This is a genomic window from Vampirovibrio sp., from assembly GCF_041737375.1.
Classification (GTDB): Bacteria; Cyanobacteriota; Vampirovibrionia; order Vampirovibrionales; family Vampirovibrionaceae; genus Vampirovibrio.
Window position 1 is genome coordinate 62419 of sequence record NZ_JBGSRV010000020.1, and the last position, 26187, is coordinate 88605.

22 protein-coding genes are annotated in these 26187 nt (G+C 51.5%); 9 read left to right on the top strand and 13 right to left on the bottom strand.

Going from position 1 to position 26187, the window contains the following annotated elements; translation table 11 throughout:
* Positions 1 to 180: 180 nt before the first annotated feature.
* The 4 genes from ACEW81_RS13285 (at position 181) to ACEW81_RS13300 (ending at position 5809) form a co-directional block, all read left to right on the top strand.
* The gene (locus ACEW81_RS13285) at positions 181 to 2913 is read left to right on the top strand and encodes a hypothetical protein (RefSeq protein ID WP_373533481.1); all 2733 of its coding nucleotides are present in this window, start codon (positions 181 to 183) and stop codon (positions 2911 to 2913) included.
* A 469-nt stretch (positions 2914 to 3382) separates the two neighbouring features.
* Positions 3383 to 3811 carry a winged helix-turn-helix transcriptional regulator gene (locus ACEW81_RS13290; protein ID WP_373533541.1) on the top strand — a complete coding sequence of 143 codons (429 nt, stop codon included), beginning with the start codon at positions 3383 to 3385 and terminating at the stop codon, positions 3809 to 3811.
* Between the two features lie 223 nt (positions 3812 to 4034).
* Positions 4035 to 4964, top strand: coding sequence for a carbohydrate ABC transporter permease (locus ACEW81_RS13295; protein WP_373533482.1), 930 nt, complete (start codon positions 4035 to 4037; stop codon positions 4962 to 4964).
* A 2-nt stretch (positions 4965 to 4966) separates the two neighbouring features.
* On the top strand, positions 4967 to 5809 hold the full coding sequence (locus tag ACEW81_RS13300; protein ID WP_373533483.1) for a carbohydrate ABC transporter permease: 843 nt from the start codon (positions 4967 to 4969) through the stop codon (positions 5807 to 5809).
* An 11-nt stretch (positions 5810 to 5820) separates the two neighbouring features.
* Here the strand turns inward: ACEW81_RS13300 and ACEW81_RS13305 are convergent, their stop codons facing one another.
* From ACEW81_RS13305 to rpsO, 8 genes are all read right to left on the bottom strand, one after another.
* Positions 5821 to 6606, bottom strand: coding sequence for a hypothetical protein (locus ACEW81_RS13305; RefSeq protein WP_373533484.1), 786 nt, complete (start codon positions 6604 to 6606; stop codon positions 5821 to 5823).
* On the bottom strand, positions 6603 to 7193 hold the full coding sequence (locus ACEW81_RS13310) for an RNA polymerase sigma factor (protein ID WP_373533485.1): 591 nt from the start codon (positions 7191 to 7193) through the stop codon (positions 6603 to 6605). Before ACEW81_RS13310 ends, ACEW81_RS13305 begins: the two co-directional genes overlap by 4 nt.
* A 66-nt stretch (positions 7194 to 7259) precedes the next feature.
* Positions 7260 to 7841, bottom strand: coding sequence for a Spy/CpxP family protein refolding chaperone (locus tag ACEW81_RS13315; RefSeq protein ID WP_373533486.1), 582 nt, complete (start codon positions 7839 to 7841; stop codon positions 7260 to 7262).
* A gap of 64 nt (positions 7842 to 7905) precedes the next feature.
* Positions 7906 to 8604 (bottom strand): hypothetical protein, encoded by a 699-nt coding sequence (locus ACEW81_RS13320; protein WP_373533487.1) that lies wholly within the window; start codon positions 8602 to 8604, stop codon positions 7906 to 7908.
* A gap of 338 nt (positions 8605 to 8942) precedes the next feature.
* Positions 8943 to 9191: a hypothetical protein gene (locus tag ACEW81_RS13325; RefSeq protein ID WP_373533488.1), complete on the bottom strand. Its 249-nt coding sequence runs from the start codon at positions 9189 to 9191 to the stop codon at positions 8943 to 8945.
* Between the two features lie 180 nt (positions 9192 to 9371).
* Positions 9372 to 10745, bottom strand: a complete 1374-nt coding sequence (locus ACEW81_RS13330) for an aminotransferase class I/II-fold pyridoxal phosphate-dependent enzyme (protein ID WP_373533542.1) — start codon at positions 10743 to 10745, stop codon at positions 9372 to 9374.
* 10 nt (positions 10746 to 10755) lie between these two features.
* Positions 10756 to 12942 (bottom strand): polyribonucleotide nucleotidyltransferase, encoded by a 2187-nt coding sequence (gene pnp / locus ACEW81_RS13335; protein ID WP_373533489.1) that lies wholly within the window; start codon positions 12940 to 12942, stop codon positions 10756 to 10758.
* Positions 12943 to 13169: 227 nt separating this feature from the next.
* Positions 13170 to 13442: a 30S ribosomal protein S15 gene (rpsO, locus tag ACEW81_RS13340; RefSeq protein ID WP_373533490.1), complete on the bottom strand. Its 273-nt coding sequence runs from the start codon at positions 13440 to 13442 to the stop codon at positions 13170 to 13172.
* Positions 13443 to 13535: 93 nt separating this feature from the next.
* Between rpsO and ACEW81_RS13345 the strand changes: the two genes are divergently transcribed.
* Positions 13536 to 14351, top strand: a complete 816-nt coding sequence (locus tag ACEW81_RS13345; RefSeq protein WP_373533491.1) for a tetratricopeptide repeat protein — start codon at positions 13536 to 13538, stop codon at positions 14349 to 14351.
* A 43-nt stretch (positions 14352 to 14394) separates the two neighbouring features.
* On the opposite strand, the gene ACEW81_RS13350 is transcribed toward ACEW81_RS13345, so the two are convergent.
* The 3 genes from ACEW81_RS13350 to ACEW81_RS13360 all read right to left on the bottom strand — a co-directional run bounded on the left by ACEW81_RS13350 (position 14395) and on the right by ACEW81_RS13360 (position 17538).
* A complete protein-coding gene (locus tag ACEW81_RS13350; protein WP_373533492.1) occupies positions 14395 to 15669 on the bottom strand; it encodes a DUF445 family protein in 1275 nt (424 codons plus the stop codon).
* Positions 15670 to 15715: 46 nt separating this feature from the next.
* Positions 15716 to 16522 carry an undecaprenyl-diphosphate phosphatase gene (locus ACEW81_RS13355; protein WP_373533493.1) on the bottom strand — a complete coding sequence of 269 codons (807 nt, stop codon included), beginning with the start codon at positions 16520 to 16522 and terminating at the stop codon, positions 15716 to 15718.
* A gap of 77 nt (positions 16523 to 16599) precedes the next feature.
* On the bottom strand, positions 16600 to 17538 hold the full coding sequence (locus ACEW81_RS13360) for a carbamate kinase (protein ID WP_373533494.1): 939 nt from the start codon (positions 17536 to 17538) through the stop codon (positions 16600 to 16602).
* 74 nt (positions 17539 to 17612) lie between these two features.
* Here ACEW81_RS13360 and ACEW81_RS13365 point away from each other — a divergent pair, with 74 nt between their 5' ends.
* From ACEW81_RS13365 to ACEW81_RS13380, 4 genes are all read left to right on the top strand, one after another.
* On the top strand, positions 17613 to 18869 hold the full coding sequence (locus tag ACEW81_RS13365; RefSeq protein ID WP_373533495.1) for a cysteine desulfurase family protein: 1257 nt from the start codon (positions 17613 to 17615) through the stop codon (positions 18867 to 18869).
* 65 nt (positions 18870 to 18934) lie between these two features.
* Complete coding sequence (gene ruvB, locus ACEW81_RS13370) at positions 18935 to 20131, top strand: Holliday junction branch migration DNA helicase RuvB (protein ID WP_373533496.1); 1197 nt, start codon at positions 18935 to 18937, stop codon at positions 20129 to 20131.
* 45 nt (positions 20132 to 20176) lie between these two features.
* Positions 20177 to 21463 (top strand): YibE/F family protein, encoded by a 1287-nt coding sequence (locus ACEW81_RS13375; protein ID WP_373533497.1) that lies wholly within the window; start codon positions 20177 to 20179, stop codon positions 21461 to 21463.
* 126 nt (positions 21464 to 21589) lie between these two features.
* Positions 21590 to 22213: a pseudaminic acid biosynthesis-associated methylase gene (locus ACEW81_RS13380; protein ID WP_373533498.1), complete on the top strand. Its 624-nt coding sequence runs from the start codon at positions 21590 to 21592 to the stop codon at positions 22211 to 22213.
* Positions 22214 to 22356: 143 nt separating this feature from the next.
* On the opposite strand, the gene uvrB is transcribed toward ACEW81_RS13380, so the two are convergent.
* Both uvrB and accC read right to left on the bottom strand, forming a co-directional pair.
* Positions 22357 to 24390: an excinuclease ABC subunit UvrB gene (gene uvrB / locus ACEW81_RS13385; protein ID WP_373533499.1), complete on the bottom strand. Its 2034-nt coding sequence runs from the start codon at positions 24388 to 24390 to the stop codon at positions 22357 to 22359.
* Positions 24391 to 24837: 447 nt separating this feature from the next.
* Positions 24838 to 26184, bottom strand: a complete 1347-nt coding sequence (accC, locus tag ACEW81_RS13390; RefSeq protein WP_373533500.1) for an acetyl-CoA carboxylase biotin carboxylase subunit — start codon at positions 26182 to 26184, stop codon at positions 24838 to 24840.
* Positions 26185 to 26187: the final 3 nt, after the last annotated feature.

Sequence of the window (26187 nt, forward strand, 5' to 3'; positions counted from 1 at the left end):
GGAAAGGGCTGAACGGGAATCGGCTCAACTGGCCGCAAACGTGGTGGTGCCTACCCGGTTTGCAGGGTAGCCCATTAATTTTTACAACAGAATAAAGTCTGTTTGTGATTTCATGGCATCAAATTTCCTTCAGGCGCTTTTATTGGACATCAGCAGGCTGTAAAAAAGGGTCACAGGGTTATGGCTTCTCCTACCGGGATTGGCGCTTACACCGCTCATCCCCGACAACTTGAGAAACGAAACTCGGCGGAATCAATTCCTGCCACCCCTTTGCCTGCTTCAAACCATGGGAGGGCAGCCCATACGCCCTCTCTTAAATTTAGTGGGGCCGGCGATGCCTTGAGCAAGCTTGTTTCCATGGGCAATGCCCCGGAGTGGATGCAAAAGGCATTTCTCTTCACCTCCAAAGAGGGAGCCTCTGCGGTTTTACCTCTGGAAGGCGCAGTGGTTGCCGGTCGAACCAATAGCGCTTACCGCCGTGATGGCTGGATGGAGGTTCAGGAGCGGGTTTTTGAGGAAGTTGCCGCCGCCGTGATCTGGCTAAAAGGCGTGGATTTTCTGAAAAATGGCTTTAAATCCGGCCAAAATAAATTTTTACCTCAATATAAACACTTAAGCCCTGATATTGCCTGGAACCGCCCCTGGGGCAAGGTGAAAACGGTTGATTTAACCGCTCAGGAGCTGTTTGCTAAAAATCGTACCGAAATTAACTCCCTGTTACGCCTGAAATCAGCGCGCTGGTTGTTCAGCGTTGGGCTGGCTTTGGCAGGGGTGGCCTATGTGGTGCCTACTTTAAACCAGCTTAAAACCCAGGCCATTATGAGTTATCAACTGTCTCGCAGAAAACGCTCGCAGGAAGGCGACAACGTTCAGTTTGGCGATCCCGTGGCCTCGGCGGGATCTCACCGTTTGAGTGAGCCGGATTATTCCGCCAGCACCGCATTTGGTCAGCAACACACTCCTTTGTCGCCTTTAAAGCCTGATAGCCATCCATCATCTTTTAACACACCTTTTAAAAGTTCCAATTCATTATCCGTTGGGAATCCATTCTATCAACCTGCCCCACGGGGAGCCGCACAGCCTCAAAGTGGCTTCTCTCATCCATTTTTTGGAAATCATGCGCCTGCGTCTTCTGCTCAGGGGCCACTAAAACCGCTTGCTAAACCGCTCCAGTTTGGGGCTATGCCCGGAGGCTCTCTGGTTCAAGGGCTAGGCCATATGGTGGATCAAACCGCTTACGGCAGCATTCTGGTGGTGGATGCGGGCATTGCTGGCGGCAGAAGCTATGTGGCCAGCAAGCGCAGCGCTTTTGAAACCGTAGAGGTGCTGGTTCGCGATATTGGCTCGCTTTATTTCTATATCTTATCCGTGCCACATATTATGAAGGGGCTAGGCTGGGCCATTGATTCTGGGCTTAAAACCAGTGTTAATCTGGAGCCCAAAGTGGCTGATCGGGTGAATGAGGAAATTAAAGCCAGGTTGCAGCAGGGCAATCAGCCTTATTCTGTGGAACATATCAAAGCGGTGTTGCACGGCAGTTCGGCCAATGGCCTGCTACTGCCGGAAGGTGCCCTGAAAACAGAAATGCGCACCGTGAAGGCCAAAAAGTTGGCCGACTGGTTGAAACTGGAAGCCCGTGCTTATTTGGGTAGCCATCAGGCAGATACCTTGATCGATCAGCAGATGCTGGGCAACCAAACGCGGGTGATGCCCGAGCAGGTGCAGGCTTGGCTGGACGAGCTGGCAACGGGCAAGGGCCCCTTTCAAACCCTGAAAGACGCGGAGCGTAAAAATTTGAGTGTGGCGCTGAAGCAAGCGTTTCGGCACACGGTGGGCATGGAAGTGACCGGGCTGAAGGACACCACTCGGATGATGGCACAGCTCAAAAAGCAGTGCCCCGGCCTGAGTGAAACCTTGAATCTCCTGAATGCTGAGGAAGCCACGGCCTTTGGCAGTCGGATTCAACGGATGGCCCGGATCGATGCGCTGGATCAGGCCCACTCTCTGTTCCGTCGCTCCGTTAATTTGTTGCGGGATAAACTAAAAGAACAGCCCAAAGGGCTAGAGGATTTAAAAGAGGCGGAATCGCTGGCCGACTGGCTGGATAACGCCAAAAGTCGGCATTTAACGCTGGAGGAATTGAGCCAACTGGAAAAAAGTGTGGCCCTGCATAAAACGGGTCCCCAGCGTGTAGAGGGCCTGATGGCCAAGTTGACTCAATTTGCCGAGCAGTCCGGCTCCAGCCACGAAAAAGCGCTGCTGCAAACCTACAAAGCGCAACTCATCAAGCTGCTGAATGGAGACACCGGTCGTCTGTTTTCGCTGGCCATTGATCAGGGGGATGAGGGGCTGAGCCAGAAGTTACGGGAAATGCTGCAAGGCGGGCTGCACAACGATACGGCCTTTTTGCGGAAAGCCCAACAGGTGGTGGGGCAGTTTACCCCGGACTCCCGAGACTTTGCGGATTCGGCCAAGGCCGCTGAAATGCGCGCTTCTATCGGCAAATACGGCGATGCCTTGCTGGGCCGATTGAAAAATGTGCCTGAAAAAGAGGTACAAGCCGAGATAAAGCGCTTTCTGAATTTGAATCGCAACTTGAATTACGCCTCTCGATCGGTGGCGCTATTGGGCACCATGTTTTGCTTGGGCTGGCTGGTGCCTCACGTGCAAACCACCATTACCAAGCGGTTAACCGGCAAAGATAGAAACCCCGGGATCGCCAGTGCGGCCAATGCATTAGGCTATGGTAAAGATAGTGCGGGAAACCCTTTTCAAGCAGAAACCCGCTTATTCAACCGACAAAAGGATTCTAGTACATCGCAGCCGTCAGGAACCAGCCCGAACGGCGTGTTTGTGGGGCAAACCACACGGCAATCTTTCCCCAGTCTGGGTCAAGCCGCTTATCAAAGTTAAGTATCCCTAACCCAGGCTTCCAGTGATCACGAGCTGAGGCGTTTTCATTTGCTGGTTTGGGTCATTGCTGGCCACGCCTGTCAAAACCAGAACGCAGGTCATCAGGCTTATAAAGCCCAGAATTTCAAGAGTTAGAATCGCTTTTCGCATAAATGCCTGCCGCTATTGGTATAGGTCACTAATGATTAAAAAACAAAAATAAGGGCGAAATTGCTGCTTTCCTTACATTTGTTGATACGGGTGGGGTTTTATCCCCATTGAGTTTAAGGGTTGGCAAAGGCGTATTTGCCCATAGGAGCGGAAATTCCAGGTAATGGCTTGCGATAGGACAGAACAAAAGGCATGATTGATCCCCCCCATATTACATTTTGTCAGTTTTGAGTGGGTAAAGGATTGATCTTGATAAGTTCGATGGCTATACTATTAAGAAGTAAAGTAGTTTTTATAAGGATACGATTACGTGTCTAAAATGGTTGATAAAATGACGGGTACTTTTGCGCCAGAAGCCATTGATCCCCAAGATTTGCAGGATGTGACCGAAAACCTGAACCGCCTGATGCATGCGGGCCTATATGGGGTAGAATCTCCCATTGAGCGGGCTATGGAGTTAATTGGCGATAAATATTCCTTTCAAATCATCCATTTGCTTTACCAGATGGAGCGCCAGCGTTTTGTGGAGCTGGAACACCAGATTACGGGCATTTCTCCCCGCACCCTCAGCGCCAGACTGAAGCACCTTGAAAAGTTTAGACTCATTAACCGGCACCAATTCCCCACCATTCCCCCCAAGGTGGAGTATGAGTTAACGGAACGGGGCAGGGATCTGGCCAGTACGCTCAACAGTCTGAAAACCTGGGCAGACCGCTGGTTTCCCTACGCTCCCAGCACTGGCGGCTAGTTCCGGCTAGACGTATCTAAGTTGAACCTTGCCATGCAGGGCGTTGCTTGCGTTTGGCGTGATCGTGGATTTGAATGCTCAATGGTTGAGCGGGGCCTTGCTTTCAACAGCGGGCCGGTTTTTTCGTGTTTTTTGAGGCACTTTGGGGCGGGAATTGCTAAAAATTATCGCCAACGGCTTTAAATCCGCTAGAATGGTTGGGATAGAGAACGGAAAGATTGGCATGTTCCGTAAACAAACGCCCTATTTATACCTGATTTTACCGGCTATTTTTATGATCGGTTTCTTCTTTTTGCCGCTGTTCATGGCCTTCGGCATCAGCCTGTCCGATTATTCCCGGGATATCTACCATCCAGCCTTTGTGGGCTTGGCCAATTACGCCCATTTAGCTCAGTCCGCCCCGTTTTGGCATGCCTTACGCAATACCTTTGTGTTTTTGCTGGGGGTGGTGCCTGCCATGGTGGTGTTGCCCATTTTTCTGGCCTTGTTGCTGAACGGTAAGTTGAAGGGCATTTCCGTTTTTCGTAGCCTGATTTACATTCCGGTGGTCATCTCCATGGTGGTGGTGGGCATTGCATGGCGCTGGCTGTACGCCGATGATGGCTTGATCAACTGGTTTTTATCTTTGTTTGGTGTAGGTAAGGTGGGTTGGCTGGTTAGCCCCGATATCGCCCTGTACAGCGTGATGATCGTGGTGGTTTGGAAAGGGTTGGCCTATTACATGATGATGTATCTGGCGCACCTGCAAAGCTTGTCTCAGGACTTGTACGAGGCCGCCGAGATTGACGGGGCCAACCTGTGGCAAAAACACCTCAATATCACCTTGCCTCACTTACGCCCTACCATGGTGATGGTGGGTATCATCAGCACCATTGGCAGCCTGAAAGTGTTTACCGAAATTTATGTAATGACCCGCGGCGGCCCGGTAAACGCCACCAAAACGCTGGTTTATTACATTTATGAGCGGGCCTTTGAGAATTTGGATTTGGGCATTGCCAGCGCTGCCGGAATTGTTTTAATGCTCATTTTGCTGGCCTTTAGCTTGCTTGAAATGAAATTATCCCCCAAGGATGAGCCTGCGGTGGCCAAACCGGTTGAAGCGCTCAAAAAGGCACCCTCTCCGTTGCTTCCCAATCAAACCGGGGCCATTTAACGATGAAAAAAGTCCTGAAAAAAGCCCTGCAATACCTGATTTTGAGTTTACTGGTGGCCTTCTCCATTTTGCCGTTTCTGTGGCTGCTTTCCACGGCACTAAAAAGCCCCGGAGAAAACATTTTTGCCTATCCGCCCCGCTTTATCCCGCTTCATCCCACCCTGGACAACTTTGTGAGCGTGTGGAACAAGGTTCCCATGTTCTGGTTTTTTCTCAACAGCATCATTGTGACCCTGTTTACCATTGTTTTAAATATCGCCCTCAGCGTCATGGCCGCTTACCCTTTGGCCCGCATGCGATTTCAAGGCCGAGGCGCTATCTTTTTCAGCATTTTGGCCACCATGATGATACCTTTTCAGGTGTTAATGATTCCCCTGTACCTGATTTGCCTCAAGCTGAATTTGACCGACAGCGCTGGCATGGTGAACGGCTGGCTGGGCTTGGTGCTGCCCTTTGCGGTCAGTGGGTTTGGTATCTTTTTTGTGCGTCAGGCGTTGATTACCCTGCCCAAAGAGCTGGAGGAATCGGCGGTGCTGGACGGGTGCAACAGCTTGCAGATTTTATGGTATGTGCTACTGCCGCTGATTCGGCCAACGCTGGCTACTTTGGCGGTTTTTGCGTTTATGGCCACTTGGGGCGAATTTTTGTGGCCTAGCATTATCTTATCGGAACCCAACCACTTCACGCTACCCGTGGGGCTTGTGCAGCTACAAAGCGCCTTTAGCGCCGATTGGAAGCTAATCGCCGCAGGAACGCTGCTATCCATGGTGCCCATGCTGGTTTTCTTTTTCGCCTTGCAAAAATATTTCGTTTCTGGCGTGACCAGCGGGGCGGTTAAAGGGTAGCAACCGGCTGGCTAAAAGCCAACCAGCGTGCTGACCGGATCGTAGTACACATCGCCATCGGTTTCACTGGCGTAAGTGTGCTGCAGTGAATTACCCATTGAGCCTGCAAAGGCAAGCTGAGTTCCCTTTTCGATGTCTGCTTCAAGGTCTGATTTCTCGTCTGATGGTTGAACTGTTTTTTCGGCTGCTCTTTCAGCTGGCGCCTGACGGGAAACAGTGGCTTTGGGGTTAATCTCCGAGGTGACCAGTTGATCTCGCTGTTCCTTACCACTTTGAACGGGCGGTTTGCTTTGCGGCTGAACTTCATCCAGACTGGGCTTAGCGGGGGCCACTTTGGGGCGGCCGGATTGCTGCAAAATCATCTCATCAGTCGTACCATTCAGCATGGCCACCGTGGGGTTTTGTTGGTCGGGTGTGCCGTTTTTAAGGGTTATGGGAATCACAATCGCCAGCATTAAAACCGCAGCGGCCAAGGCCCCATAGGGTTTCCACCGGAAGCGGGGATGGCAGGAGATGGGGATCGCTTGCGAACGGGATGAATCGTCTTGCGCAATGCGGGTCATAATGCGTGCTTCCAGCCCCACTGGAACCGGCACTTCTTCCAGGTCTACAATGGATAGGGAAAGCGTGTTCATGGTTTCCTGATACGCCTGACAGGAGGCGCATTGGCCCAAGTGGGCGCTTAAAGCGTCTTGCTCGGCTTGGGAGACGGGTTCCGCTTCCATTAAGTCAAAAATGGTTTCCTGCGTCCGATCGCAAGGGGTTAACTCTGTTTTAAAAGGCTGTGTGTCGCTCATAGCGCCATCTCCTTCACTTCGTTCCTAAGTTTATCCATGCCCCGCTTAATCCAGGTACGTACCGTATTTAACGGAATGCCCAGCGCGTCGGCGATTTCTTCGTAACTCAGCTCTTGTTGGTAGCGGAGCAGTAAGGCTTGTCGGTATTTGTCATCCAGCGTTCCTAAAGCTTTCAACACCTCTTGGGCGGAGAGCTTTCGCTCTAATTGAGTCACGATATCCTCAGAGGTCTGATGCTCGGCTTCGCCCCATACGCCCTCTTCTTCCAAAGCGTTGAGGGAAACCAGCCGGGATTGTTTGCGGATTTGACTGATGGCCGCATTGGAAGCGATGCGCAAAATCCAGGGTTTGAAGTTGCGGCTTTGATCAAAGCTTTTTAAGTTTTGGTAGGCTTTCACGAATGCTTCCTGAGCCATTTCTTCACTGACCTCATGGTTTTGGGTCATTCGGTATAAGTAGTTGTAAACTAGTGGTAAATAGCGGTTAACCAGTTGGGAAAATGCTTTTTGATCTCCTTTGACGGCACGCTCAATCAGCTCGGCATCGCCGGGTTGCAGGGCCGTGGTGGGTGGAGAAGTAAATGTCATTGAATCTTCTAGGCTTCTGAATCAAACAGCACAGGGTTAACCATCCATAAAGGATATTCAGCGGGTTTAAAAATCACTGCCTTCGGCATGATGGCCTCCTGCTGGCCTTTGTGATTTTCTTTGCGCCTTAAGGGCCTTCAGCTTTTCCAATTGCTCGGGTGTTAGCTCAGCGCGCATGGAGAACCAGGTTTTCAAACGAATTTCGCCCAATTGTCTTTGCAGTTCATTAATTTCAGCGTTCAGGCTGCGGGCTCCCGCCTCATTGGCGCTGGGCGACTGCACATAGCGCATCATGGCTTCCCGCTTGGTTTTAAGCTGCCGTCGCAATACTTCGCTTTGCGATTTGCCATGCGCCATAATGGCTTTTACCTTTTGAGCCTGCTCCGGGCTGAGCCCCAGCGCTTGCTCCATTTGGGAATGCTTGTCAGCAGCTGCTTTGGCTGAGGCGCTTTGGGCGATTAACTGCCCCGAGTACCCCGAGGCGCCTTCTCCTGCATAAGCGGCGGTAAATCCTGAGGCACAGCAAAGCAAGAATGCCAGCGGAAGCGCCCAAAAAGCCGGTTTTTGAAAAGGCGTCCGGTTGTGCATGCTGATCTCCTGATTGGTGCTTACATAAACATTACGCTGGCTGGCCCTGAAAAGTTTCAAGCCCAAAACAGCCTTTGAATGGATTTCAAGCATACTCCCTGATTGGACTGGGACAATGTCCTATTTAATCAATCAGGCAGGCGTTGATATACTCTTCCACAGCCTTGGACATCATGTGCCGGAAAATCTGTTTGCGAAACCAGGCCTGATAATAGCCGGAGCTTTCTCCAAACAGCATTTTGGCGGCATCGCCTTTAAACAGGGCATCCACGGTTAAGGAGTGACAAAATGCGGTCATGGATTTGACGGAGCCAAACAGAGAGCGCAGTAATTCCTCGGCCTCTCCCGCCACATAATTTGAAACAGCTTTACAGGCATACACCCTGAAATTTTCGGTATACTCCTCCTGAACATCTTGCAGCCGGTTTTGGCCCAAATCGCCCCTATACAAAGAACGGGTGGCCTCCAATAGCCAATCCGCCAAACTGCTCACCAGTTTCAGCTCGGTTTCCGTAAAGGGGTAATCCTCGGCGGAAGCCCGCCCGCCCCCGGCCAAACGAATGCTGCGGGCATCCAGATAGGTTTTGCGAAACAGCAACACGTTTCGCTCCATATCAATTTCAAACTCTTCATCTAAAATATCGATGACCGCCTGGCCTGAAAAGCCAAACATTACCACGCCCCAGTTTTCAATTCCCAACAGGGCTTGATAGCGATCCAGCATGGCATCTGGCGATAAATCCAGATAGGCTTGCGTATCGGCACGCTGATCCGGCTCCCACCGGGCCGATAAAATGGCGAATTTAGCCGCTAAATTTCTCAATCAACTGGCCACCCAACACTCACTTACGCTTTATTATAGCGGATTCTGGCCACCCGGACGGTTCGGGTTGAAAGGAGGAGAAGAAATGGGTAATCCCTGGACTTCGCGTGGTGACGTCTTGGCCTCCTGTTTTCTCAACAGGTGGGTGTCCTCCGTGGTCATCGAGGTTTCCAACAAGCCTGCTTGCACAGGGTTGGTATACGGTGATGCCATCGCGTTATCAGGACTCCCGATTATGGCGGGTAGAGTCAAGACATCAAACCACATCCAGGGATTGTTGTTATTATCCCCCATGACTGGATTGGCTCGCAACGCTTTTTTAAAAATTACGTCCAAAATCAGCCAGATAGGCTATTTTTATCATCGTGGCGCACCATCTGAAGTTCGGCTCTTTCTCGCAGGATTTTCCGCAAGAGCTGGATGGATTCTGGTCGATGGGCATTTTCGTTGATCAACTGGTTCATAATTTCCAGAGATTGGCGCAGTTGCTGTTCCCGGTGAACGTTCAGCAGGGCGTCAGGGTTGTGTTCTCGTAGCCATGCCAAACGGCGTCCTGTTTTCTGGTTGTTTTCAGGATGCTTTTCCATGCGGTAACCCCTTTCCACACTTTATTTCAAACCCATTTCAATGAAACCCATATAAAAAATACCCAAAAAACGAAGCTCTTTCCTGATGAGGCGCACGGCGCTCATATACCCATCATGAGCGAAGCGGTGAGGAGTTTCATCGGGCGGGTGGCTTATACCGGGGGATATAGACCCAACGGCTCAGGAGACTACCATGACTCCCGCCTCAGGCAAAAGCGGCAGGTGATACGCTTGAATACGCTCCCCCGGCATTAACACAGGGATACCGGGCGGGCAATGCACCACGGTTTCCTTGGCGATTCGCCCTGGGGCCTGATGAGCGGCCACCGTTTCCCCAAGGGCGAAGAAGGCGTTTCTGGGCGGCATTACGATTTCAGGGAGGCATACTTCCAGCTCAGGGGCGGTTGTAGATGGCCCTGCAAAGGCAGGAATTCGCTGGTCTTCATATAAAATCATTTGCTGAAACGCTTTGAAGTCGCTGTCACTCAGCCCGATATTCGCCAGATAAAGCACCCCGGAAGGGTTGGCGGACTCATAGGCAATGCCTGGATCAATCTCCAGCCTTGCGCCCCAATCCTCGCCGCATTCTAATGGGTGGCTGAAATAGAATTTGCAAGGATCCCAAAAGCGAAGATTCTCTTCTGGGGGCACATAAAGCCGCAATTGGGTCAATTTTTGCTTGAAATGCTGTCGCAATACGCCCACTTGGCCGAGTAATTGCTGAATGCGCGCTTGGCCCGCCGTGCTTCCCAAAAAGGCGCAGGTGCTTTCCAGGCTGGCCATTAGTAAGTAAGAGGGGCTGGTGGTTTGCAAGGTATTCAGCGCTTGTTGAAAAATGTCCGCATCCACCCTGGAATTTGCGGGCAAATGGGCCAAAGCCCCCTGAGTTAAGCTACCACCGCTTTTATGCAAAGAGTGTATCACCAGATCCGCCCCGCTATGGCAGGCGGATTGGGGAAGCTCGCTGGTGAGGGGCCACAGGCTGCCGTGGGCCTCATCTACCACCAGTGCCACCCCAGCGTTCCTGCAACATTGGGCGATGGCTGCCGTGTCGCTGCCAATGCCCTCATAGGTGGGGGCGGTTATAAACAGGGCTTTCACATCGGGGTGGGCCGTTAATTGGGCATGCACCTGTTCAACGCTCACCCCGCCCCATAGTCCCCACTCGGCCAGTTGATCCGGTAAAAACCACACCGGATGGGCACCGGTTAAAATAAGCCCACTCAATACTGCCCGGTGGACGTTGCGAGCCACCAGCACTTTGTCTCCCGGTTGCACCAGGCTGAGCATGGCCGCCATTAATCCCACAGAAGCGCCATTGATTAGCATAAAGCTATGGGCCACCCCAAATACTTCTGCCATCAGGGCCTGGGTTTCCGCAATGGGCCCGCTGGGTTCAGACAACACATCCAGCCCATCCAGCTCGGTCAGGTCATAGCGGAACGGATCGGCGAGCAGATTAAACCCTGACAGATTTTGACCGGCATGGGCCGGCACATGGAAGCGCCTGCGGTCATGCCGGTCATATCTGATTAACGCCTCAACCAGAGGCATTGAAGGCTGATTAGTTGGGGCTGGCCGCACTCAGAGGCTCCAGGCCGTGCTGGGCCCGCTCCGCGTCGCTAACACCCTTCATGGTCAGGTTAATGCGGCCTCGCTCGTCGATATCGACGACTTTGACCAGCACTTCATCGCCCACTTTTACCCCGTCTTCATCGGCTTGTACCCGCTGAGGAGAAAGCTGGGAGATGTGAACCATGCCATCCTTGCCGGGGAACAGTTCCACGAAAGCGCCGATGGGGATGGTACGCACCACTTTGCCCATTACCACCTGGCCACGCTCGATTTTGCGGGTCAGACGCTCCACGATGTCTTTGGCACGGGCTGCGCCTTCGCCATCCACCGAGGTGATGGTGACCAGACCGCTGTCTTCAATATCGATGCTGGCGCCGGTTTCATCAATGATGGAGCGAATCATTTTACCGCCGGGTCCAATGATGGTACCAATCTGGTCTTTATCAATGGTCAGGGTGATAATACGAGGCGCCCAGGGCGATAGTTCCTTGCGAGGTTCAGCGATGGCAGCAGTCATTCTGTCCAGAATGGTGAGACGGCCCACTTGTGCCTGTTCCAGAGCGGTTTTCATAATTTCAACCGAAATACCCTGGATTTTAATGTCCATTTGCAGGGCGGTGATGCCTTCACGGGTTCCAACTACTTTGAAATCCATATCGCCGAGGAAATCTTCAACGCCCTGAATGTCAGACAGAACCACGGATTTGTCGCCTTCTTTAATCAGGCCCATTGCAATACCGCCGACCGGGGCTTTAATGGGAACGCCCGCATCCATCAGCGCCAGTGTGGAGCCACAGGTGGAGGCCATACTGGTAGAGCCGTTGGATTCCAGAATGTCGGAGTTGATACGAATGGTGTAACCAAAGGCTTCTTTGGAAGGCAGTACGGGCAAAATACCACGCTCTACCAGTGCGCCGTGACCAATTTCCCGACGGCCAGCGCCCCGCATGGGTTTTACTTCGCCAACGGAGTAGCCGGGGAAAGAATAGTGGTGCATCCAGCGTTTTTCAGTGGCAGGGTCCACGCCATCCAAACGCTGCGCTTCACCGGGAGAACCCAAGGTAACTACCGATAAAGCCTGGGTGTTGCCACGGGTAAACAGGCCGCTGCCGTGAACTCTGGGCAAAATGCTGGTTTGGCAGTTGATAGGACGAATGTCTTCGTTGCGACGACCATCCGCGCGAACGCCTTCATCAATAATCATGGCCCGCATAACGCGTTTTTCCACTTTTTTGAAGGATTCACCCAAGTAATCCAAAGGCTGGGCTAGCAAGAAAGCTTTGATCGGATCGGTGTCCGCTTTGGCTTCCAAAGCCGCTTTTACTTTTTGTTTGGCAGCGTCTAGCAACCCTTTGCGTGTTACCCGATCAAACTCGTGGTAAGCGGTAAAAATGTCTTTTTCAGCCAGCTCTTCCACAAAAGCCAATACTTTTTTAACATCGGCTTCCAGTTCAAACACAAAAGGTTTTTTCTCAACGCCGCACTGAGCGGTAAATTCGCGTTGAACCTTCACTTGCTCTTTAATATGCTCGTGAGCGAAGCTCAGGGCTTTCAACAGGTCAGCCTCGGCAATGAAGTCAGCGCCCGCTTCCACCATCATGATGGAATCTTCGGTACCGGCTACCACCAAGTCCAGGTCGCTCTCTTCGGTTTGTTTAAAGGTGGGGTTCACAATGAACTCGCCATTCAGACGAGCCACGCGCACGCCGCCCACAGGGCCGGAGAAAGGCAGACCCGACAATTCCAGAGCCAGCGAAGCCCCGAAAATAGCCAGTACATCTGGCTGAATGTTGGTGTCCATGCTCATCAGGGTGGTGACTACCTGCACGTCGTTGCGGTAACCATCAGGCCACAAGGGGCGAATGGGACGGTCAATCAAACGAGAGGTCAGGGTTGCTTTATCAGAAGGCTTGCCTTCCCGCTTTAAGTAACCACCGGGCAAGCGGCCCACCGAGTACATTCTTTCTTCAAAATCAACCAGCAGAGGGAAAAAATCGATGCCGGGGCGGGGCTTCTCACTGCCGGTGGCAGTTACCAGAAGAACCGTATCATCACAACGCACCAGTACAGAGCCAGTGGCGGCTTTGGCCAGACGACCGGATTCCAGATGGACTTCCTTGTCGCCGATTTTAAAAGTTTTGGTTTGCAGGTTTGGAAACAGAATCTGTTCATTCATAGGATTAATTTCTTCTTTCTCTACTTCAACTGTTTTTTCCGAGTTTGATTCATGCTGTTATTTTACGCCTTTTCAGGGGTGGCGTCAGCATCACTGGCTGGAATAGCCTGGATTTTCCTGGTTCCCCCCAGAGTTTCCCATTGCGCCCGTGTTTCCCATAACAACCGGGGCAAAGTGTCTTTCCGGCAAAATGAAAAACGGGCGCAAGGCCCGTTTTTCTGGCTTGTTTACTTCCGAATACCCAGTTTTGTAATAAGCTCTTTGTAAGCTTCGGGGGTGGAAGTCTTTTTAAAATAGTTCAGGTAGCGACGACGCCGACCAACCAGAATTTGCAGACCACGCTGGCAAGCGAAATCTTTTCTGTTCTCTTTCAAATGCTCGGTCAATTCGCTGATACGCTTGGTGAGCATAGCCACCTGCACCTGGGCGCTGCCGGTATCATTGGCGCTGACGGCGTATTCTTTGGAGATATCTTTTTTCTGTTCAGAAGTCAGGGGCATATTCGTTTTATCGCCTTTTGATTTTATTTCACTTCAGGTAATATGGAGCCTATTATGTACGGTGATAAGAAAATTACAATAGTGCTTTTAAAAATGACCACGCAATTTCTCGCATTACGCAACATGTTCACACAATCGGCCCAATTAGCAATGGGGCTGGGTTTGTGTGTGTTTCTGTTAACCGGCTGTCAAGCCACTCAAACCGATGAGGAAAGCCCTCAACTTCGAAAAGCCAAGCAACTGATTGAGCAAGGGGATTTTGAAGCCGCTTTTGTACAGTTGAATCAGGCCCTCAATCAGGCTCCCAGAGATCCTAACCTTCATTTGAATCTGGGGTGGCTCTACCTGTATACCGGCGATCCCGATAGCGCTACCCGAGAGCTGGCCAAAGTGGAATCTTTAGCCCCGGAACTGGCGGAAACCTACCACCTGCGAGGCTATTTGCTCAGCTACCGGGCTCAAAAAAGTGATGACCCCAAACAGGCCGAGCGTTTGCAGCATTCCGCCATCACTAACTTTAATCAGGCTCTCGAGCGGGATCGCAAAAACAATCAGACCTATTTTGATTTGGCCACCAGCCTGACGGCCATTAACCGGGATGACGAGGCCTTGACGGTTCTGGACAAGGGTTTTCAGCATATTCCGGATGATGATTTGAAAACACAGGTGAATTTTCAAATTGCCACCTGTGCCGCTCGTTCCCGCTTGCAATTGTATGAAGAGGCTATTGAGGACTGTAATCAGGCTTTAGAGTTCACCACCAATCCCGCTTCCAGAGAGCGGATTACCGAAATGGTCGAGAACATGAAGCTGATGAATCCGGGCTTGAGCGTTCCTGCCGCTTCTCAGGCAGAACGCGATCAGCAGGCTGAGGAGCAGGCTGTGGTTGAGGAGTCTTCATCGGATTAAGCGGCCTTTGTTTGATTGGCTAACCATCACGCCTCTGGGGGCTTTATGCCAACAGGAAGTGGTTAATCAGGTTGGACACCAGGCCCAGCCAAAAACCCAAAAAGGCCCCTAAAAAAGCCAGCCAGCGTAATTCTCGCTGGCAAATGCCATAAATCATACGCTCCAGTTGCTGGTTTGAAAACTGGTTCAGTTTTTCCACAATCATTTGTTCAATATTGAAAACAGGAAGCAGGCCACGAATCATCACTTCCAGCTCCCGGTGCAGGTATTTATCCATAAAGCGGGCCAGTTCTGTTTTAAGATCGGGGCGCTTTTCATTGAGCCATTGCTTCAGGTTGATTTGAAGCAGTCGGTTAATCACCAAGCGGCTGGCAGCCCCGCTCCAGGTGGCGATTGCTTCCCGGATTTCAACCCGGTTATCCGCTAACATTTCGGTGCTTAAAGTGGCAATATAGGTTTTTACGGCCAGTTGGGTCTCAATGGGCAAATCCGTGAACGAGAAGTGGGAAATACGCTCGGCCAACCGTTCCCGAATTTCCAGCCGATCCAGAATTTCGGTAATTTGGGCCTCGGTTTCCTCAGGGTGAGTTTGTGAAAAGTCTCGTAAACCGCCCAGCATTTCCGCCACGCCCATAAAGCGAACCAGAAACCCCTTGACCCCTCCAATTTGCTGGGCCAGGCTTTTTTCAATCACCAGAATATTACCCTCCGTCAGCCCTTCTGCCATAATTTTGCGGAGGCAATGAGGGGTCAGCAGGGTATCAAACAATGTCTCGGTCATAAATTCAGACTGGGTGTAGCTTAGGTGGGCTTGGCTGAGTCCTTTTCCGATGCATTGGCAAAGCCAGTCGTGCAGCTTGCCCTGTTGATCGCTGTCCAGTTTATCAATCAGGCTGGTGGTAAACCCGCTCAGTAGCGCTGGAATCACTTCTTCCCCATAGCGGTACATGCGGCGAATCTGCTCCGTATTTCGCATTTCCCGCTCCACGGAATCAACCAAGGCTTCAATGCCCCGAACCAGATTGGCGGGGGTGATTAGTTTTTCGGCCTGCTGGTGTAAGTCCGACTCGCTTAAAAGCGATCGGGTTACGGTGCTGGCAATGCTTTCAAACAGGTGGGTTCGCCCTCGGGGGAGAATGCCGGGGGTGAAAGGGATTTGGAGCCCGGTACCGGGTATAAACTGGGCCTTGTAAGGATGAAACAGCATCCAGATGGCCATTTCTGTGGCTAACCAGCCGTGTAAAGCATAAAACAACGGCTGAAACCAGAAAGCGGGCCGGAAAAAACTTTGGATGAGCCAGACAAAGAATGTTTCCATTGCTTTATTTTAGCATTGGGATCGGTTGAGAGGATGGCTCGCTTGACTAGGACAGGGGACGGTTTTGCATCAGGATGAAAAACAGGATGGCCACCAGAATTCTGTAAACGCCAAAGGGGGCCATGGATGAGCGTTGCAGCATTAAAATAAAGGTTTTTACGGCCAATAAGGCCGAAACAAACGCAACCCCAAAGCCAATGCCGAATGCGGTAATATCGTTGGGGCCGAGTTGATGCCAGATTTCTAGCAAATCCTTTAGACAAACAATCAGCATAATGGGTACTGCCGCTAAAAAGGAGTATTCCGCAGCCACGGTGCGTTGCAAGCCGGTAAACATACCCCCAATAATTGTGCTGGCCGCCCGGGAAACACCCGGACAAAGCGCCAAACATTGAAATAACCCGATTTTCAAGGCATTTTTCCAATCCATTTTATCAATGGAATCTACCGAATCGCTAAAGCGGAAGCGCTCGATAAACAACAGCACCACACCCCCAATGGCCAACGCCCAGGATACGGTCACCGGGTTAAACAAATGGCTTTTAATAAAGCTTTCAGTGAGTTTGCCCAATACCAAAATGGGCAGTGAAGTCACCGCCAGCATGCTCAGCCCTCGCAGGCCGCTGAACCCTTGTTTGGACTTGAAATCGAGCAAGCAGACAAACCGGTGCCGGTACAGCACCACTACCGCCAAAATGGCCCCCAGCTGGATGAACACCTCAAAGGCGTTGACCACTTCGCCTTTAATGCCCAGCAGGTAGCTGGTCAAAATCATATGCCCGGTGGAAGAAATGGGCAAAAACTCGGTAACCCCTTCCACAATGCCTAAAATCAGGCTATGTAGCAATTCCATAAAGTTGATTCCTTTGCTGACTGTTTCAATGGCACTTATTGGGCAAATGGTGTGGGCCAATAGCAATGGCTTCTGGCTTAGCTGCCCGCATGGATTTCAGTACCCGCTTGTCCGGCCAAAGCTTCCACCGTTTTTTCCAGGCTGGTGATAAAGGCCCGTTTGCCACCGTGCCGCACATAATCAATCATGGCCGCCACTTTAGGCCCCATGCTACCGGCCCCAAAATGCCCTTCCGCCTGATACTGTTCAGCTTCGGCCAAAGAAAGGCGCAATAGCGCTTTTTGATTGGGTTGACCGAAATTGAGACACACGTTTTCTACCTCGGTACAAATAATCAAATTTTCAATTTTCAGGGTTTTGGCCAGCAGGCAGGAGGTGAAATCCTTGTCAATGACAGCTTCAATGCCTTGAAACACCCCATCTTTTTTGTACACCGGAATGCCCCCGCCTCCGCAACATAACACCAGAAATTCATGATCAATCAGGTGTCGAATGGGGGCTGCCTCTAAAATTCGCAAAGGCTTGGGAGAGGGAACCATGCGGCGATAGCCCCGATTGGCGTCCGGGCCGACAATCCAGCCCCGTTCATCATACAGGCGCTGGGCCTCATCGGCGTTAATAAAGCGGCCTACCGGCTTGCTGGGCTTCTGGAAGGCTGCGTCATCGGGGTTGACTTCCACCAGCGTATTTACCGCCATAACCGGCTTTTCAATCCCGGCTTCCAGCAATTGTCTGGTCAATTCACGGGTGAGCCAATAGCCAATTTCGCCCTGAGTCCAGGATACGCAAGTGTCCAGCGTAACCGGTGTTTCAAACAAACGGGCCGAGGTTTCCGCCATATCCAGCAGATTACCCACCTGAGGCCCGTTGCCAAAAGTAATAACCGGTAGATAACCGCTTTGATAAACCTGCACAATTTTTTGGCAAACGGAGCGAACCATTTGCGGGCAAAGGTTATTTCCACTTTTTTTATCGTAGAGGGCATTGCCCCCAATGGCGATTAAAACCGATTCCATAACCGAACGTTCCAACCTTCCAGACGGCTGCCGTCACTCAATATTGTCACTCGTTCAAGGCCCCGGGGCTTTGCGTGAGCCTGCCATTTGCCTATAATAAAAACCATAGCACAATCCGGCCTTTTGAGGCCAGTAAGAACCGCCCTGCACCCTGCATGACCTTATCTCCCCAGCTACCTGTTTATATGGATCACGCCGCCACTACCCCGCTGGACCCTTTGGTGTTAGAGGCTATGCTGCCTTATTGGCAGGAGCGTTTTGGCAACCCCTCCAGTTTACACCGTTGGGGTAGAGAGGCTCGTCAGGCCCTGCAAGCGTCTCGGCAAACCCTTGCTAACGCTTTGGGCTGCCAGCCGGGAGAAATTTACTTTACCAGTGGGGCCACAGAGGCCAATAATTTGGCCATATTGGGGTTGGGGCCAGTTTTAAAAAGCAAGGGACGTCACTTGATTACCACCCAAATTGAGCATGCGGCCATTGCCAGCCCTTGCCAGTGGCTGGAGTCGCAAGGTTGGGAGGTCACCTGGCTGCCTGTGGATGCCGAGGGCTTTGTGTCCCCTGAGTCGTTACTGGCCGCCTTGCGTCCTGATACGGCGCTGGTTTCAATCATTCATGGCAACAACGAAATTGGAACCGTTCAGGATATCCAGAAACTGGGGGCCTTGTTGGGCGCTCACAACGTTTTGTTTCATGTGGACGCCGTGCAAACGGTGGGCAAATTGCCTCTCACTTTATCGGCCTTACCGGTGGATTATCTGAGTTTTTCGGGCCACAAAATTTACGGGCCAAAGGGGATAGGGGCCTTGTATGTTCGCGAGGGTTGCCCGTTGCCGGTGGCTCAGGTGATGGGGGGTGGTCAGGAATTGAGTGTGCGCTCTGGCACTGAGAATTTGGCGGGCATTGTGGGTATGGCCAAGGCGCTGGAACGATGTGTGCAAAACTTGAGTGTGGAAACCCCTCGATTACAGGACTTACAGGCGCAGTTGATTCAAGCGGTTGAATTGGCGGTGCCTGACGCTATTTTGAATGGGCCACGAAATCTCACCCAACGAGTGCCGGGGAACGTGCATTTTTCGTTTCCGCCCGCGGAAGGCGAGGCGCTGGTGTTGCATCTGGATTTGAAGGGTATTGCGGTTTCCAGTGGATCGGCTTGCCATAGCGCGGTGATTGAACCATCCCGAGTGGTTCAGGCCTTGGGCAAAAGCGAGGCCATTGCCAAGGCCACGGTGCGTTTTTCATTGGGGCGAGATAACACGGCGGCTGATGTGCAGCGGGTGGCCACCGTATTGCCGGGCATTGTAAACCGCTTCATAAAGAAGGGGAATCCTTAAAGAGAGCCTTGTTCGGGCTTTATACTTCTCGGTGCTACAATAGGGACATCCCAAGCGATCAGCCCATGTTTCACCGATTGAATCGCAGAGAGCAGCTTTACGTGACTATCCAGTTTTCCTCTAATTCCTCGCCCGATAAGCCCCCCAAGGCTGCCGGGAAAGTAACCGCTGCCAGTGTGGATGAAGCGGTTCGCCAAGCCTTGCAACCCAAGCCGGTGGCTAAAGAACGCGCTGGCTTACTTAAGGAAAAAGAAACGGCTTACGATCACCGGCTGGAAAACACCATTCGGCCCAAAACCCTGGGCGATTACATCGGACAATCCGCGCTGAAGGGTAGTATTCAAATCGGGCTAGATGCCGCCAAAAGCAGGGAAGAAGCACTGGATCACCTGTTGCTTTACGGGCCGCCCGGTTTGGGGAAAACCACGCTGGCTATGGTGATTGCTCAGGAAATGAGCGCCGAGATTCATATTACGTCGGCTCCGGCTTTAGAGCGTCCCCGTGATATTTTGGGAATTTTAATGAGCATGAGGCCCGGCAGCGTTTTGTTTATCGATGAAATTCATCGCTTAAACAAAGTGGCGGAAGAAATTTTATACCCGGCCATGGAAGATTTCGCCCTGGATCGCACCATTGGCAAGGGCGAAGGCACTAAAATTTTGCGGGTGCCGCTGCCTCGCTTTACCTTGATTGGGGCTACCACCAAAGCCGGTTCCCTGTCCGGGCCACTGCGAGATCGCTTTGGGTTGATTTACCGGCTCAACTTTTACAGCCACGCAGAATTGGCGGATATCGTGTTGCGTTCTGCCAAAATTTTGAATATTGAAGCGGATGCGGAAGGCGCGTTAACCATTGCCATTCGCTCTCGAGGCACCCCACGTATCGCCAACCGTTTGCTGCGCCGGGTGCGGGACTTTATGGCGGTTAAAAAAGCGGGAGAAACCGTCATTAACGCCACCATCGCTAATCAGGCGCTGGATTTGTTTGAGATTGATCCGTTGGGGTTAGACCCCACCGATCGGCAGTTGCTGAAGCTGATGATTGAGAATTTTTCGGGTGGCCCGGTGGGTCTGGAAACGCTGGCCTCTTCATTGGGCGAGGATCCCCGCACTCTGGAAGATGTGTATGAGCCTTATCTGCTGCAGGCCGGTTTAATCAACCGTACCCAGCGAGGGCGCACTGTCACCGGGAACGCTTACCGGCATTTGGGATACCGCTTGCCCATGGGTTGGGCCGAACAAGCACAACTTGAGCTGGATTGAGAGTCTGGAGATACGGGCTACACGATAACGAAGAGCGAGGGACCTGTGACGGTTAAGAGTGGCAAGCGCCATCAAGCGAAATTATGGATGGTAGCGGCAGGGCTAATGGCATTGGGACTGCTGGGTGGAGCCACCAACGGCAACGCACTGGCCGAGGACACTTATTCAGCCCTTCAGTTGTCGCCTGCCCCTGTTCAGAAAAAGGCTTCAACCACCGCCACACCCTCTGTGTCACTCCCTGACGACCCTGCTGAAGCCAAAAGCCTGCCCACGGAAGGTGAGCTTTACGGGGTGGTCATCAAGGTGGAGCCATCGGGGCAGCCTGCCTCTGAGCGCCCTTTCTCCAAGCCTGTTCAGGGCGTTGAAACGCTGCAAACAGTTACCATTCGGCTGGAAACCAATCCCAAAACGCTGAACCTGAAAAGCAACCAGATTCAGGTTGAAAACGTGCTGGGGGAGAATCCGGCTTATAACATTCCCCTGAAGCCCGGAGCCAGAGTGTTGCTGCATGCCGAAAAAGACGCAAAAACCGCCCAGTGGCAATTTTATCTGGCCAATCGTAACCGCACCCCGGCATTGATGATTTTGGGGGCCATCACGGTCATGGCCATTGTACTGCTTGGGGGTGCTGAAGTGACCAAGCATGCGGTTTTGGTCGCCCTGATGCTGACCGGCTGCTACAAGGCATTGTTTCCGGCTTTGTTGGCAGGCACCACCGGGCCCTACTGGATTTTTCTGATGTGTGGGATGTTTACCATTCTAGGTACTTTTATTTATCAAACACCGGGCAGTAAAGCGTTTAGCCGGGAGCAGTCGGTGGTCATCCTCAGTACGCTGGGTGGGTTGCTGATACTGGCCGCTATTATGTGGGTGATGGGTGAGATTACCCCCTTGAATGGTTATTCCAGCGAAGGATTGGCCTCGCTTTGGCATCGTTCCCCGCACATGGATTACTGGACGCTGTTTATGGCGGGGCTTTTGTTTGCCTTTCAGGGTTTTTTGTTTTACCTGTGCTGGACTTTGGCTCAAAATCGTAAGGATAGCGAGTTGCTGAGCTTTTGGCAGCGTTTTGACATTGTGATGCTGCGGGGGCGGCGCATGATGGGGCCTTTAATTTCCTCGTTGGGGCTTTTGTTTGTGGGTTTGTTTATGCCCCTTTTGTTGCAAATGGAAGGCACCCCCACTGCCCAGTTTGTGAATCTGGAAAGTACCGCCTCTATAATTGCGTTTGCTTTTTCGGGTGGTTTAACTTTAATGCTGACGGTTCCCTTAACGGCTCTAATTGCCGGTTGGCGGCTCAGCACCAAGGCCCATGTGGAGCGTGAATCCTAACGTATTAACGTATGTTTTAGTGCGAACCATAAATATTTTTTTCTCTGGAAGGGACTGATGGTTTTTCCTGCAGTCGTTTATGGCACAATTGAAATGAATAAATGTTGGGTAAGGATTTAGAGAGCCATGGCAGAATCAACACGGATAAAGTCCGAGCAGGAACAGTTTTGGGAGGGCGAATTCGGGAGTACCTATACCGTTCGCAATGCCGTTCAACCTGAACAGAGAACCAAGTTTTTCGGCCAAATTTTAAAATTGGCACCTGGCGTTCAGTCGGTGTGTGAATTGGGAGCCAATAAAGGGCATAACCTGTTGGCCATTCACTCGCTGAACCCTGAAATCCAATTAACCGGTTTGGAATTGAATCCCAATGCGCTGGCAGAATTGAAAAGCCATGCGGGGTTAGAAGGGGTCCAAGGCTCTATTCAAACGTTTAATCCCAATCGGCTTTTTGATTTGGTGTATACCTGTGGTGTGCTGATTCACCTGAACCCCGATGATTTAACCGCCGCTTATCAAAAAATGTGCCAGCTTTCCAATCGATATATTTTAATTAACGAATACTATAATCCTTCTCCGGTTGAATTGGGCTACCGGGGCCACGAGGGCAAATTGTTCAAACGGGATTTTGGTGGCGAGTTCTGGGACGCCAATGAAGGCCAGGTTAAACTGGTTGATTACGGTTTTCTGTGGCAGCGGGTAGAGCCTTCCTGGGATAACTCCACCTGGTGGTTATTCGAGAAAATTTAGAACGCTTTTTGCCACTCAGTTTGAATCATGTCCAGTCAGTCGCTTCTGTTTGAGGCGACTGACTGTTATTGAGCCGTACCAGCCTTTTTGTACGCACATGGGCATGGCATCAATACCGTATTGCTCACGCTGGCGCGTAATGCTCAGGAAACGCCCTGGTTTTCCATGGCTTTTTTGAAGGCCATCATCTGATCTCGCAGTTGGGCGGCTTTTTCAAATTCCAGCATACGGGCGGCCGCCTTCATTTCTATTTCCAGCGCTTCAATTAAAGCGGGTAAGTCTTTGGGCGCTATTTCCTCAATGGCCGCTTTGGCTTTACGACTGCCCTTACGGCTAGCCCCCCGCCCATTGCCACCCTCTTCATCACCACCCATGTTGCCGATAATTTCCAGCAAGCCGTAAGTAATATCTTTTTGAATGGTTTTGGGGGTAATGCCATTTTTTTGGTTATAGGCCATTTGAATGTCCCGACGGCGAGAGGTTTCATCCATGGTCTTGCGCATACTCTCGGTGATATTGTCGGCGTACAAAATTACCATGCCAGCGGCGTTTCGGGCGGCCCGGCCAATGGTCTGGATCAAGCTGGATTCTGAGCGCAGGAAGCCTTCCTTGTCAGCATCCATAATCACCACCAGCGTTACTTCCGGCAAATCCAGCCCTTCTCGCAGCAAGTTCACCCCAACCAGCACATCAAAATCGCCCAGCCGTAAATCCCGAATAATTTCCATGCGCTCAATGGGTTTGATTTCACTATGCAGATAGCGCACTTTCACGCTCAGCGTCTCAAAGTACTCGGTTAAATCTTCGGCCATGCGCTTGGTTAGGGTGGTAATCAGCACCCGCTCATTGCGTGCCACTCGGGCCTGAATTTCTTCCAGTAAATCATCCACCTGATTTTGAGTGGGGCGCACTTCAACCACCGGATCCAGCAGGCCGGTGGGCCGGATAATTTGGTGGGCAATTTGAAGAGATTCGTTGAGTTCGTACTGGGCGGGAGTGGCGGAAACATAAATGCGCTGCCCCACTCGCTCCCAGAACTCTTCAAACATCAGCGGGCGGTTGTCTTTGGCGCAAGGCAGGCGAAAGCCATAATCCACCAGGGTTTCCTTGCGAGCCCGGTCCCCGTGGTACATACCACGCAACTGGGGAATGGTCACATGCGATTCATCGATGATCAGCAAAAAATCTTTGGGAAAGTAATCCAGCAGGGTTTTGGGCGGGGTGCCGGGGGGGCGATCCTCAAAAATGCGGCTGTAATTTTCAATGCCGTTACAGTAGCCCACTTCCCGAATCATTTCCAAATCCCGGATGGTGCGCTGTTCCAGCCGCTGGGCTTCCAGCATTTTGCCCATATCATAGAGTTCTCGTAAGCGCTCATCCAGCTCAAACTGGATCTGTCGGGTGGCTCGCTCTACATCGTCCCGGTTGGCCACATAGTGAATGGCGGGGTAAATGACCACGTCTTCCGGCATATCCAGAATTTCACCGGTTTCCGGGTCCACAACGCTAATGCGCTCAACTTCGTCTCCAAACAGCTCCAGCCGGATAATTTTTTCCTCGTGGGCGGGATGAATTTCGATAATATCGCCTCTGGCCCGAAAATGCGCCCGTTTTAAATCCAGATCATTCCGGTGGTACTGGTTGCGAATCAGGGTCATCAGCAAGTCATCGCGATCCATTTCGCCGCCCGTTTTCAGGCGAATGGCGGCTTTAAAATAGTTGTCTGGCAAGCCCAGGCCGTAAATACAACTGACGCTGGCCACCACAATCGCATCTCGCCGTTCAAACAGGCTGCGGGTGGTTGAGTGTCGCAGCCGGTCAATTTCTTCATTAACGCTGGCTGTCTTTTCAATATAGGTATCGGTACGAGGAATGTAGGCTTCTGGCTGATAGTAATCGTAATAGCTAATAAAGTACTCTACGGCGTTGTCCGGGAAGAATTCTCGCAGTTCGTTATAAAGTTGAGCGGCCAGTGTTTTATTGTGGGACACCACCAGGGTGGGCCGTTGAACCTGCTGAATGACATTGGCCATGGTAAATGTTTTGCCCGATCCGGTAACCCCCAACAGCGTTTGGGCGGGCAGCCCGTCGTTCAGCCCTTGCGTTAATAAATCAATGGCTTGGGGTTGATCGCCTGAGGGCTGATAATGAGAGGCTAATGAAAACAGTTTGGACATCCATCGATCATCCCCTTGTAAGGCAGGTTTGGCAAGCCATTTTATCCCGAATGGCTGACTTTTAGGCAAAGAAAATCCCCCCAATTGCTTGGAGGGATTACACGCATAGCATAGTATAATCCACGTCACCGAAGTGACCTACCCTGTTCACCACTGTTAGTCAGTTAAAACTCGCCAATTTCGGTATGGGGCTGGAATCACAACGGGTTGGTATCTTTACAGGTTGTGATAATAGCCGGGGCCTTGGGCGGTTTTATTTTCTCTCTCTCTCAATTCTGTAAGGCGTCTCTTGATTGAAGCCTCTTGTATTAATAAAAACATTTTTTGGCCGGGGATTGCCCACTGGCGTGTAAAAAAATATCAGGAAACATCCATAATAAAGATATCAATACAACGTCAAAAGCACTCCTAAGGTCATCAGGAGTGCTTTGAATTAAAAAACCGTATTTAAACCAATGAGTGACGGACAATAAAGTCGGTGTAAACCTCTTTGCCCTCTTTGAAATGGGGGTTGTCCATCAGCTTGAGGTGAAAAGGAATGGTGGTTTTAATACCGGTTAAGGCGTACTCGTTTAAAGCACGTTTCATACGGGCAATGGCCTCTTCGCGATCCGCGCCCCATACAATGAGTTTAGAGGCCAGTGAATCGTAATACGGCGGGATTTTGTAGCCAGAGTACATATGGCTATCCACCCGAACCCCTGGGCCACCGGGTGCCACATAGCCATCAATGGAGCCAGGACAAGGCATAAAGTTTTTATCGGGATCTTCGGCGTTAATGCGGCATTCAATGGCATGTCCACGCAATACCACGTCATCTTGGGTAATGCGAAGCGGTTCACCGCAAGCCACCCGGATTTGTTCCTTAATCAGGTCAATACCGGTAATCATTTCAGTTACCGGATGCTCTACCTGAATGCGGGTGTTCATTTCCATAAAGTAGAAATTTAAATCGCTGTCGCAAAGCAGTTCAATGGTTCCTACCCCTTCGTACCCAATTTTGCGAATGGCTTTTAAAATAATGTTGCCAATGCGTTCCCGGATTTCGGGGGTAACCACTGGGCTGGGCGCTTCTTCCAGCAGTTTTTGGTGGCGGCGCTGGATGGAGCAATCCCGCTCTCCCAGATGAACCACGTTGCCAAACTGGTCGGCCAATACCTGAAACTCAACGTGGCGCGGGTTGAGGATGTATTTTTCAATATAGACCTCATCGTTGCCAAAAGCCGCTTTGGCTTCAGCACGGGCCATTTCCAGCTGGGTTTCCACTTCATCCTCGGATTTAACCAGCCGCATGCCTTTACCGCCGCCGCCCGCAGTGGCTTTCACAATAATGGGATAACCGGCATGCTTGGCCCAGCCTTTCACCAGCTCGGCATCGGCAATGGTGCCATCCAGTCCGGGAACCACCGGAACGCCGACATCGGCCATGGTTTTTTTGGCGGTGGCCTTATCGCCCATGGTGCGAATCATGTGGGCAGAAGGCCCAATGAATTTCACCTGGTGATCGGCGCAAATTTCAGCAAAAGTGGCGTTTTCCGCCAAAAAGCCATAACCGGGGTGAATGGCTTCCGCCCCCGACATCAGGGCCACGCTCATAATATTGGGGATATTCAGGTAGCTTTTGGCAGACTGGGCTGGCCCCACGCAGTAAGCCTCATCAGCCAGCTGGACATGAAGGCTTTCCTCATCTGCCTGGGAGTAGACGGCGACCGTCTTGATACCCAGTTCATGACAAGCACGAATGATACGAAGTGCGATTTCACCTCGATTGGCAACAAGCACCTTGTTGAACATACG